At 69.8% G+C, this 10,918-nt stretch carries 7 protein-coding genes, 1 other RNA gene and 1 pseudogene; 5 read left to right on the top strand and 4 right to left on the bottom strand.

Annotated features, from left to right (window positions below):
* Together ML01_RS28125 and ML01_RS28120 are read left to right on the top strand one after the other, a co-directional pair.
* Window positions 1-602: hypothetical protein (locus ML01_RS28125; protein ID WP_216819284.1), on the top strand; the 602-nt coding region annotated here is incomplete at its 5' end.
* Window positions 581-1,468, top strand: a pseudogene (locus tag ML01_RS28120) (tyrosine-type recombinase/integrase); the annotation flags it as partial. The gene ML01_RS28125 and the pseudogene ML01_RS28120, both read left to right, overlap by 22 nt.
* A 296-nt stretch (window positions 1,469-1,764) precedes the next feature.
* Here ML01_RS28120 and ssrA read toward each other — a convergent pair.
* Window positions 1,765-2,124: a transfer-messenger RNA gene (gene ssrA, locus ML01_RS28115) on the bottom strand.
* Between the two features lie 117 nt (window positions 2,125-2,241).
* Here ssrA and ML01_RS25970 point away from each other — a divergent pair.
* From ML01_RS25970 to ML01_RS25960, 3 genes are all read left to right on the top strand, one after another.
* A complete protein-coding gene (locus tag ML01_RS25970) occupies window positions 2,242-3,003 on the top strand; it encodes an SDR family oxidoreductase (RefSeq protein WP_058558280.1) in 762 nt (253 codons plus the stop codon).
* Between the two features lie 2 nt (window positions 3,004-3,005).
* Window positions 3,006-3,590 carry an SRPBCC family protein gene (locus ML01_RS25965; protein ID WP_058558279.1) on the top strand — a complete coding sequence of 195 codons (585 nt, stop codon included), beginning with the start codon at window positions 3,006-3,008 and terminating at the stop codon, window positions 3,588-3,590.
* Between the two features lie 196 nt (window positions 3,591-3,786).
* Window positions 3,787-5,178, top strand: a complete 1,392-nt coding sequence (locus tag ML01_RS25960) for a hypothetical protein (RefSeq protein ID WP_058558278.1) — start codon at window positions 3,787-3,789, stop codon at window positions 5,176-5,178.
* A gap of 12 nt (window positions 5,179-5,190) precedes the next feature.
* Here ML01_RS25960 and rlmKL read toward each other — a convergent pair whose 3' ends face one another.
* From rlmKL to ML01_RS25945, 3 genes are all read right to left on the bottom strand, one after another.
* Window positions 5,191-7,431 carry a bifunctional 23S rRNA (guanine(2069)-N(7))-methyltransferase RlmK/23S rRNA (guanine(2445)-N(2))-methyltransferase RlmL gene (gene rlmKL, locus ML01_RS25955; RefSeq protein WP_058558277.1) on the bottom strand — a complete coding sequence of 747 codons (2,241 nt, stop codon included), beginning with the start codon at window positions 7,429-7,431 and terminating at the stop codon, window positions 5,191-5,193.
* Window positions 7,428-8,348, bottom strand: a complete 921-nt coding sequence (locus ML01_RS25950; protein WP_058558276.1) for a LysR substrate-binding domain-containing protein — start codon at window positions 8,346-8,348, stop codon at window positions 7,428-7,430. Before ML01_RS25950 ends, rlmKL begins: the two co-directional genes overlap by 4 nt.
* A 218-nt stretch (window positions 8,349-8,566) precedes the next feature.
* Window positions 8,567-10,336: an SLC13 family permease gene (locus ML01_RS25945; protein ID WP_058558275.1), complete on the bottom strand. Its 1,770-nt coding sequence runs from the start codon at window positions 10,334-10,336 to the stop codon at window positions 8,567-8,569.
* Window positions 10,337-10,918: the final 582 nt, after the last annotated feature.

The raw sequence follows: 10,918 nt of genomic DNA, 5'->3' as shown, positions 1-10,918 counted from the left end.
TCAGCGTCATCCGCGGGGGCAGTGATCTGCTCGCAAGGGCGGTCACGGCGACCGCGGAAGCCTTTGAGCATCGGTTAGTCCCGCTCTCGACCGGCGCCTCTAGCGGGTTGTTCCGAATCACGAACGCGCAGGAGCAACCACAAAGCGTGGCCGATGACGTAGTGGACTGGCTGCGGCAACATGATCCAACAGGCACCCTCTGCGTGTCGGTAGAGATCTGCCGAGCATCACGGCTCGACGAAGCTCGGGAGTTGCTCTACGCCAAAGCCCGCTACCGCCAGCTCCAACAGCCGAGTGTCGTGCCCGACAGTGGTGCCGCATTCTCTCCCCGTCCGTGCGAGGCGGATGGACGCCGGCGAGCCGACCCGAGCCTGGAGCGGTCCCTGCGGGACAATTCACCCAGCCTGCTGAGTCGCAGCGTGGCGAAGCGGCTCGACCACGGTCGCGCGCTGCGTGGCAGCGTCGCATTCCGCACCCTCCAGCGCGCGCTCGACGAAACCGGCGCCTGCACCGAACAGGACCGAATGCTGCTGTCCAGCGTGCTCGCTCGTCTCCGGGACTTTGGCTTCGTCGATCAAACTTGGCCCATGCAAAACGAATGATGGCGGCAATTCATCATGAGATTGCCATTGGCACCTTCCGCTACTCTGTCCATTTCCCTGATAGCCCCAGAGCCTCGCTCTTCGATGACCAGGCCCGCAGCAAAGCCACTATTGCCGGCGAGTTGGAGCGTTATCTCGCGGTTACGCGGCCGCGCCTCGCGCTGAGCACGTACCGAGATTATGTTAGTGCCGTCTCGCAGCACTTGATTCCTGCGTTCGGCAGTATTGGTATCTCCGCACTCATGGCAAGACAGGTGCGGGAATGGATGGCGGGAATGGTCGCCTCGCCGAAGCGGATAAACAATATCATGATCCCGTTGCGCCAGCTTTACGCCGAGGCCTATGCGGATGGCCGTGTCGAAGCCAATCCGTTGACGCGCGTGAAAGCGCTGCGGGTCGATCAGGACGAGCCTGATCCCTTCAGGCCGGATGAGCGCGACGCGATTCTTGTTGCCTGCCTGGAGGCGCAGCACCGCCATCTGTTTCAATTCGCATTCTGGACCGGGCTTCGCACCGGGGAGCTAATCGCCCTCGAATGGGGTGACGTGGATTGGCAGCGCGGCGTCGTCTTCATCCGGCGCGCCAGCGTACGCAAAGAAGTGAAATGCCCAAAGACGCGCTCCGGTGAGCGCGAAGTCAAGCTCCTCGCGCCAGCGCGCGAAGCCTTGGTTGCTCAGCGCGGCTACAGCGAGGGTGTGTCGGACCGGGTCTTCCTCAATCCTCGCACGGGCCAGCCCTGGGAGACCGACGGGCAGATCCGCAAGACCGCGTGGGCGCACATCATCCGCCGAGCCGGGGTGCGGTATCGCTCGCCGTATCAGACCCGCCACACCTACGCGAGCACGCTGCTGTCGGCGGGCGAAAACCCGATGTGGGTGGCGAACCAGATGGGTCATGCCGATTGGGGCATGATCCGCCGCCGCTACGGGCGCTGGATTCCGGACGTGGACCCGAGCGCAGGGCAGCGCGTCGAGGCCATGCTTGCCCGCGAACGCTGTGAAGTAGCTGTGACCAAAGGTGACGAAAATGTGCCCCAACCGAGCCCGATCCATACCAACGCAGACATGCCGCCCTCGCGCGCTAAGGCGTCGCAAGTGGCTGAATCGAAACGGTCTAAGGTGGTCTCGGGTGGTCCGGGCGGGACTCCGCCCGGACGCGGTGATGGTGGAGGCGGCGGGAATCGAACCCGCGTCCGCAAGCCCTCTGCCGTTGGTTACTACATGCTTAGTCCGCTCTATTGTGTTTAACCTTCTGCTGCCCGAGGGACAGGGCAATCAGTTGGCGATCCCGAATTGGGGTTTTAGCGAATCAGGTCCGGGCCCCCGTCATCGCGATCCCGTGTGATGTTACCCCGCGAATCCGCCGCCCACAGGCAAGTGACGGTGCGAGGCCCGCTGCTTAAGCAGCGAGAGCGTAGTTGTCGTCGTTGGCAACTATAAGTTTGCGGATGGATTTACGAGGTATCCCGCACCTCGGCATGCACCTCGGGTTTTGCGACCCACGTCGAAGCCAAGTCGCCCCCATGTAAGTGGTCGGACAGCTTAGCGCCCCGGGGGTTCCGGGGCAATCCCGAAAATGCCGGAAATGCCGATGCTCGCCGATGGGCACGGCGGCCGGCGCAACTTGCGAGGGTCCCGTAATGACAGAGGGTTTGGACTTCGGTTTCGGCGGCAAGCGGTTTCTGGTGACCGGCGGCACCAGCGGCATCGGCCGCGCCGCCGCGGAGCTGCTGCACGCGGCGGGGGCGCGGGTGCTGGCCACCGGCACCTCGGCGGAGCGCCTGGCGCAGCTCGAGCTTGACCTGCCCGGCGTGGTGGCGCTCGCCAACGACGCCGGGGATCCGGCGGCGGCCGATGTGCTGGCCGCCGCGGTGCGGGAGCATCTGGGCGGGCTGGACGGGGCCTTTCTCAACGCCGGCATCGGCCGCTTTCAGCCGCTCGCGGCGCTGGATGCCGAGACCATCGACCGGCACTTTGCCGTGAACGTGCGCGGGCCGATGCTCCAGGCGAAGGCGCTGGCGCCGCTCTTGGCCGACGGCGGGGCGCTGGTGCTGAACACGTCAGTGGCGCGCGACAGCGGGCTGCCGGGTGCGGCGGCCTATGCATCCACGAAGGGCGCCGTGCGCACGCTGGTGCGGGTGCTGGCGGCGGAGCTGGCGCCGCGCGGCATCCGCGTCAATGCGATCAGCCCGGGGCCCATCGAGACGGACTTCTTCGCGCGCGCCGGGATGCCGGCGGAGGCGGTCGCGGGCATTGTGGCGGCGGTGAAGACCAAGGTGCCGCTCGGGCGCTTCGGCAGCCCGCGGGAGGCGGCCAATGTCGCGGCCTTTCTGCTGTCGGATCTGGCGTCCTTCGTCACCGGCTCGGAGTACGTGGTGGACGGCGGCATGAGCGAGGTCTGACCATGGCGCGACCGGTCGCGTCCGCTTGGCCGTGCGCGCTGGCCCTGTCGGCGCTGTTGCTCGGCGCGCCCGCCGGTGCCGAGTCGCTGCTCGGGCTGGAGGTGACGCATCGCGACGGGCGCTACCGGCTTAGCGCGGATATGCAGATCGCGGCGCCGCCGGCGGCGGTGCGGACCCGGCTCACGGACTATGCGCGCTTGAGCGCGCTGAACCCGGCCATCCGCAGCAGCCGCGTCGAGCCGGCACGGGCGCCCTACGCTGCCCGGGTCACCACCGTGGTCGAGGCCTGCATCCAGCAGCTCTTTTGCCGCGAGCTCAAGCGCGTGGAGGACGTGCGGGAGCTGCCCGAGCGGCTCGTGGCCGTGATCGTGCCCGCCGGCAGCGACTTCAGCGCCGGGCGCACCGAGTGGCGCCTGCGGCCATCGGCGGGAGGCGTGCGGGTCGAGTATCGCGCCGAGCTGACGCCGGACTTCGCGGTGCCGCCGGTGCTGGGCACGGCGCTGGTGCAGCAGGCGATGGAGCGCGAGCTCCGGCTGCTGCTGCGGGCACTGGAGCGTTTGGCCAGGGCGGACTCCGGCGCGCGATGATCTGCTCAAGTTCCGACCAACCCCGGCAGACCAGGATGCGCGCGTCCTGGTGTTTTCCGGTGTCTTGAGCGGGGTTTCACCGACGCGCATCCGTCGGCACCTTGGTCGCTGCACGCGGCTGGCTTACACTCCTGCACTCAGAAGGCGCCCGATGTGCGGGCGTCGTCGCCGTAACCGGGGAGCAGACGGCACCGCAATGGAGTCCACACTCAATCCATGGCCACAGCGCCGCGTGCGGCTCGCGCAGTGGTCGCGCCGGCTGTTCAAGGCCACGGTTTGGAACGTCCTTACGGCCATGCTGGACCGTGCAGGGCTGACGTTGGCAACGGTACAGGTGCTGTGCATTGATGCGCAGACGGGCCACTTGCTGCTGTTGCGCACCCGCGAGCATGCCTGCGGCTACGGCCCGGTGCAGGGACTCTGCCGCGGTGCGCTGCGCCCGGGGCGGCGCAACCACACGCTTGACGTGCGGGAGGAAGGGCGCCGCGAGCTGCTGGAGGAGGCCGTGATGGAGGCCCCGCCGCTGGCGGAGTTCCGGATCGCAGAGCGTTATCGTGAAGGGCCGTATCAGCAGTTCGACTGCACGGTCCTGATGGTTTTGTGCCCGGCCGATGCGCTGCCGCTGCGTGCAGAGAACAGCGCCGGCGCGCCGCTCTGGCTGCCGTTGCACGAGGCCCTGACCCTGCTCGGCAACCCCAGGCTCAGGGACATGCTGGACGACTGGCGCGAGGACCCGGACAGCACGCCTGCGGCCCGCGACCGGCGCTTCCTGATCGGCCCGGCCGAGCCCGTGCACGCCCGCGTGGGCTATAACGCTTGGCTTCCCGAGCTGCATCAGCTCTGGCCCATGGCGCTCGGCATGCTGGCGTCGGCACGGGAGTTGGGCCGGCGGGATGCCGCGGCGGTGTATCAGTCCAATCCGGAGCTTGCGGCCGAGCTCTGGCGCGGCATGTCCAGCGCGGCGCGGGACTGCTTTCGCCCCGACCCGCGGCTGTGGCGTGACTGCCGGCTGCTGCCTGCAGGCGGCGTCGCGGAGCTGATCGTCGGCTGGCGCGACGCGCGGCTCGATCTGGTGTCGACGCGCGGCCGCGGCGCCGACGCGCGCTGCGTGCCGGGCAAGGCGACGCCGGCCGTGGCGCTCCTGGTCCAGCAGCGCACCGGCGCAGAGCTTTCGCTGGACCTCATCTACGACAGCGAAGAGGACCGCGTCGGCTGCTTTCTGACCCGCGGCGGGCTCGGCGGCGTGATGTCGGACGTGCTCTTCTACGCGATGATGTCCGCGCGCTACCTGCCCATTCCGGTGTTCCATACCCATCCGACCTTCCGCACGCCGCTCGGCTACAAGCAGCCGTCGCCGGCGGACTTCTGGCTCATGGGCTCGCTGCACTACCGACTGGACGGCGCACCGGTGGGCGACGCCGTGTTCTTTCCGGACGGCACCTGGACCGAGTACGCCATCACCGGCCACGATCAGTGCGCCTTTCGCCGCGCCGGTGACCCGTTGCTGCCGCCGACGGGGGAGCCGGTGACGACCTTCACGGAGGTGGCGCTGCCGGAGCGCCGCCGGCCGGGCGCCGTGGGCTCCTGAGCGCCGGCCGGCTCAGCGCCGCCGCAGCCGCCAGCAGCGGTGGATGTGCGGATTGCGGGCGAAGTCCCGCGGGATGGTCCGGGCGCTGATGTCCTGAATCTCCAGCGTTGCATCCTCGGCCAGCGCGTCGTCCAGCCGAAAGCGCCGGCGGTTGGTTGAGAAGATCAGCTCGCCCTCCGGCGCCAGCAGCGCCAGCGCATCGTCGATGAGCGCGACGTGGTCGCGCTGCACGTCGAAGGTGCCCTGCATGCGCTTGGAGCTGGAATACGTCGGCGGGTCCAGAAAGATGAGCCCGAAGCGCCCGCGATAGGCGCGCGCGTTCGCGAGCCACTCCAGACAATCGGCCTGGATGAGCTGGTGGTCACGGCCGCTGAAGCCGTTCAGCGCCAGGTTGCGTCTGGCCCAGTCCACGTAGGTGCGCGACAGGTCCACGCTGGCGGTGGACCGCGCCCCGCCGGCGGCGGCATGCACGCTGGCGCTCGCGGTGTAGCAGAAGAGGTTCAGCACGTGGCGGTCTCGGGCCAGCTCCCGCACCAGCCGGCGCGTGAGGCGGTGGTCGAGGAACAGCCCCGTGTCGAGATAGTCCTCGAAGTTCACCAAGAGCCGCAGGCCATCTTCCGCCACCACGTGGAAGCGGCCGGTCTGGGCTAGGCGCTCGTACTGGGCGCTGCCGCGCTGGCGCTGGCGCACCTTGAAGAACAGGTCCTGCTCCGGCACCGCCAGCACCTCGCCGATGACGCCGACGGCCTCGCGCAGGCGCCGCCGTGCGGCCTTCGGGTCGACTTCCGCCGGTGCGGCGTACTCCTGCGCGTGCACGAAGCGCCGCTCCGGTGTTGCGGGGTCGGCCGAGGCGTAGATGTCCACGGCGAGCGCGTACTCCGGCAGGTCCGCGTCGTACAGCCGAAAGCACGAGATGTCCTCCGCGCGCAGCCACTTGGCGAGCGCCTTTTGGTTCTTGCGCAGCCGGTTCGCCAGCATCTCCGCGCCTGGCCCGCGCTCCGTGAGCGGCAGCGGGCGCGGGCGGTCCGACACATGCGCCTCGGCTTGGACCTCGAAGTGCAGCAGCCGGCACTCGATGGGCCCGTTGTAGAGGCTGTGGAAGCGCGCGGCGCGCAGGCCCATGACCTTGCCCAAATCCGGGTTGCCGGTGAAGACCGCCGCCCGCCAGCCGTCGAAACGCTCGCGCAGCACCGCACCGAGGGTCGCGTACAGTGCGGGCAGCTCGGACTGCTCGCCCCCCTGTCCCCCAAGCCGCTCGCCGTAGGGCGGGTTGGTGATGACGAGCCCGGGCGGCTCGCCGGGCTCGGGCGCCGCGTCTTCGAGCTCGCGGCGCGACAAGCGCACATGGCCGGCGAGCCCGGCGCGGGCGGCATTGGCCGCGGCGGCGCGCACCGCCTGCGGGTCTTGGTCGGAGCCGCGGATGCGGCAGCCCCGGTGCCCGAGCCGGGCGAGGCCTGCGGCGCGGCGTTCGCGCGCCTCGGCGTGGAGGTCGTCCCAGGCGGCCCGGTCGTGGCCCGCCCAGCCGGTGCAGCCCCAGTGCATGCCGAGCTCGCTGCGGAGCAGGCCGGGGGCGATGTCGGCGGCGATCAGCGCCGCTTCGATGGGCAGCGTGCCGGCGCCACACATGGGGTCGAGCAGGCCGCCGCCCGCGGCGGCGATGTCCGGCCAGCCCGCGCGCAGCAGCAGCGCCGCGGCGAGCTGCTCCTTGAGCGGCGCGGCGCCCTCCTGCGTCCGCCAGCCGCGGCGGTGCAGCGGGTCGCCGGAGAGATCGAGCGAGAGCGTGGCCTGGTCGCGGAAGATCGTGCAGCGCAGCGCCACGTCCGGGCGGCGGGTGTCGACGTCCGGGCGCGGCAGGCCGCGCTCGCGAAACTGATCGACAATGGCGTCCTTGACCTTGAGCGCGCCGTAGTGGCCGTTGTCGATGCCGGAGCGCACCGCGTCCAGGTGTACGGCGAGGGTGCGCCCCGGGGCGATGTGGCAGGTCCAGTCGATGTCGCGGACTTGGGCGTAGAGCGCGTCGGCGTCCGCTGCCGGAAACTCCGCCAGCGGCAGCAGCACCCGGCTCGCGACCCGCGACCATAGCAGCGCGCGATAGGCGTCGCGCAGGCTGCCGGTGAAGCGCACGCCGGCGCGCGTCTCCTTCGCGTCCGCAAGGCCGATGGCGCGAAGCTCCTCGGCGAGCAGCGTTTCCAGGTTGCGGGCGGCGGAGGCGAAGAACGCGAGCGCCGCCGGGGCGGCGGTGGGCGCGCTCATGCCTGGACGGCCTTCACCGTGTTCGGCAACTGCGCCAGGGCGACCTCCGCGAAGGTCTCCAGCGCCGCGCGGCGCGGGAAGCTGCGGCGGAACACCAGCGAGATGCGGCGCTTGGCGTCCGGCAGATCGAGCCGGCGGGCGATGATGCCGCTGTCGGTCATCCAACTGCCGCGGATGGCGAGCGCCGGCACCAGCGTGCAGCCGAAGCCGGCGCCCACGAGCTGCAGCAGCGTCTCCAGGCTGGCCGCGCGCAGGTCTGCCATCTCGCCGGTGCGCGGGCGGTCCGCGAGCTTGCAGACCTCCATGACCTGCTGGCTCAAACAGTGCCCTTCGGACAGGAGCAGCAGGTCGATGGACTCGAGATCCGCTTGCGTGATGTCGTCCTGGTCGTAGAGCGGGTGATTGCGCGGGTGGGCGAGCCAGAAGGGCTCGTCGAACAGCGGGATGTCGGTGAGGTCCGGGTTCATGGTCGGGGTCGCGAGCAGCGCGGCGTCCAGCTCGTGCTGGTCGAGTCGGCGCAGGAGCGCATCCGTGGTTTCCTCGAACAGGACCAGCTTGAGCTGCGGACAGCGGTGCTTCAGCGGCACCAGCACCAGCGGCATCAGGTACGGGCTCAGCGTCGGAATGGCGCCCACCCGCAGCGGCCCGGCGAGCGGGTCCTGATGGGCGCGGGCGACCTGCTCGATGGCGTCCGCCTGCTCCACGAGCAGGCGCGCATGGGCGAGGATCTCCTCGCCGATGGGCGTGACCTCCACGGAGCGGTTGGTGCGCTCGAAGATCACGACGCCGAGTTGGTCCTCGAGCTTCTTGATCTGACCGGACAGCGTCGGCTGGCTCACGAAACAGCGCTCGGCCGCACGGCCGAAGTGCCGCGTTTCCGCGACGGCGAGGATGTACTTGATGTCCCTTAGATTCATGGGCAGTAGATAACGGGGCGCCTATGCTGGATGAGACTAATACGACTGTTGCTTCGCTGCGGAAATCCCGGGCCCGTCGGGGCACTCGTTAACGACCGCGACAACGATCAGCGACGGTCGCGGAAGATCTGCGCCGCTGCACGAGGCGATGTTAAACCAATCCCCGGCATGTTGGGCCGGGGCGGCACGGGTGCGCGGCGGGCCTCGTCGGCACGGCGTCAGAATGGCCACACCCGCGGCGCGATGGCGAGCGTGACCGCGGCCATGAGCAGATTCAGCGGCACCCCCATGCGCAGAAAGTCCGCGAAGCGATAGCCGCCGGGGCCGTAGACCATCAGGTTGGTCTGGTAGCCGATGGGCGTCGCGAAGCTCGCCGAGGCGGCCATCATGATGGCGAAGACGAAGGGCGCGAAGCTGACCGCAAGGCCCGCCGCCGTGGCCTTGGCGATGGCGAACATCAGCACCGCCGCGCCGTTGTTGGTGATGATCTCCGTGAACAGGCTGGTGATGAGATAAACGGCCAGCAGCGCCAGGTACGGGTTCTGCCCGGCAAGGCCGATCCAGGTCTCGGCGATGGCGCCGGCGGCGCCGCTTTGTTCGAGCGCCTGGCCGATGCCGATGGCGGCGCCGATGGTGACCAGCACCGACCAGTCCACGCTGCGCCGGGCCTTGCGCCCGGTGGTGCAGCGCGTGGCGAGCATGAGCGCCGCGGCGACCAGGGCGGCCGTGAGCATCGGCACGCCGGCAACGGCCGCGGCCAGCACCATGCCGACCAGGATGGTCGCGGCGATGCCCGCGCGCTCGTGGCGCGGCAGCGAGCCCCCGTCCAGCGGGCTCACCAGCAGAAAGTCCCGCGAGTGCCGGTGCTGCGCCAGGAACGCCGGCGGTGCCTCCAGCAGCAGCGTGTCGCCGACGGCGACCTCGATGTCGCCGATCTTGCCCGGGAGCCGCGCGCCGCCGCGGGCGACGGCGATCACCACCGCGCCGTAGCGGGTGCGAAAGCGCGCCTCGCGGAGCGTCTTGCCGAGACACGGCGACTCCGGCGACACCGCCGCCTCCACCAGCATGCGCTCGTGGCGCGGGTTGTCGAGCTTGAAGATCTGATCCGGCGCGGGCACCAGGCCCTGGAACTTATACAAGTCGACGACGGAGCTGACGTTGCCGACGAAGATCAGGCGGTCACCGGCACGCAGCCGCTCCAGCGGCGTCACGGCGGGCAGAATCGAGCCGTCCCGCTCGATCTCCGCCAGATAGAGGCCCGGCAGGTGGCGCAGCCCGGCCTGCTCGATGCTGCGGCCCACCACCTGGGCGCCGGGCTCCACGAGCATCTCGACGGCGTATTCCTTCGCGCTGCTGGGCTCGATGATGGAGGAGCGGCGCTCCGGCAACAGCCAGCGCCCGGCGATGATGACGAAGGCGGTGCCGATGATGAGGCTCGGCAGCCCGACCCAGGCGATCTCGAAGAAGCCGATGGGCGCGACGGCCGGGTCCGCCGCGGCGAGGCCGGAGACGACCAGGTTGGTGCTGGTGCCGATCAGCGTGCAGGTGCCGCCGAAGATGGCCGCGTAGGACAGCGGCATCAGCAGCTTCGAGACGGCGAGGCGATTGCGCCGCGCCCAGTCCTGGATCACGGGCACCAGCATCGCCACCACCGGCGTGTTGTTCAGGAAGGCCGACACCGCCGACACGGGCAGCATCACGCGCAGTTGCGCTTGGCGTACCGAGCGCGGGCGGCCCAAGAGGCGCTCCGCGGCGGCGAAAACGAGCCCCGTCTCCAGCACGCCGGAGACCACGACGTAGAGCACGCCGACCGTGGCCAGGCCGGTGCTCGCAAAGCCCGAGAAGGCCTCGGCCGGCGACAGCACTCCGAGCACCAGCAGCGCCGTGAGACCGGCCATCAGGATTAGGTCCGGCCCAATGCGGGTCATGACCAGCGACGTCAAAACGCCCAGGACGACGGCGACGGTGAGCCAGGCGTCCAACTGCATCGATGGCTTCCTTCTGTCGGTTGGGACGGTGCCCAGCGGGGGTTGGTGCGGGGCGGGGCCCGGCTCAGCGCCGGCCGCGCATTATCGCGCGGTTGCAGCGGTCCGGTGGCGGGGGACTGTGCGAGACGAGGCGCGGCGAGCAGGTCGCCGAGCTAGGGCGAGGGATGACCTCCCGTAGGCGAGCCGGAGCCGGAGCCGGAGCCGGGCCCGGCCGGGCCCGGCCGGAGAGCCGACCTCCAGGTCGGCTCCCGTCGCGACAGCAGTGCATCCCGCTCTGTGGTCGTGTTGACCTGGAGGTCAACACTCCAGTCAAAGGACCGAGTTCCGGGGCGAGTTCCGGGGACAGTTTACTTATCTCTCCACCGCGCGCAGAGCACGAATTAAGTGAACTGTCCCACGAATTCGGTGCGGGCGTTGAGGCCCGCGTCAACTTCATGGGCGGGCCGATCGCGGACCTGCGGCGCTTGGCGCCAGTCGGAATCTCGTCTCTATCCGCCGTGCCCATGCCTCAGCGCGCCTGGGCGCAGAGCGCCCGCAGACGCGCGACACCGCTGGAGCGGTGTCGCGAGTACAAACACTCGG

The organism is Thiohalocapsa sp. ML1, assembly GCF_001469165.1.
Lineage (GTDB): Bacteria > Pseudomonadota > Gammaproteobacteria > Chromatiales > Chromatiaceae > Thiohalocapsa.
Note: the sequence above shows the minus strand (reverse complement) of the source record. Positions and strands in the feature narration are given on the sequence as shown.

Bases quoted from the DNA above. Each gene is read 5' to 3' on its own strand.
- ML01_RS25970 (WP_058558280.1), top strand. From the start codon at position 2,242: ATGACAGAGGGTTTGGACTTCGGTTTCGGCGGCAAGCGGTTTCTGGTG.
- ML01_RS25960 (WP_058558278.1), top strand. From the start codon at position 3,787: ATGGAGTCCACACTCAATCCATGGCCACAGCGCCGCGTGCGGCTCGCG.
- ML01_RS25945 (WP_058558275.1), bottom strand. From the start codon at position 10,336: ATGCAGTTGGACGCCTGGCTCACCGTCGCCGTCGTCCTGGGCGTTTTG.
- ML01_RS25950 (WP_058558276.1), bottom strand. From the start codon at position 8,348: ATGAATCTAAGGGACATCAAGTACATCCTCGCCGTCGCGGAAACGCGG.
- rlmKL (WP_058558277.1), bottom strand. From the start codon at position 7,431: ATGAGCGCGCCCACCGCCGCCCCGGCGGCGCTCGCGTTCTTCGCCTCC.
- ML01_RS25965 (WP_058558279.1), top strand. From the start codon at position 3,006: ATGGCGCGACCGGTCGCGTCCGCTTGGCCGTGCGCGCTGGCCCTGTCG.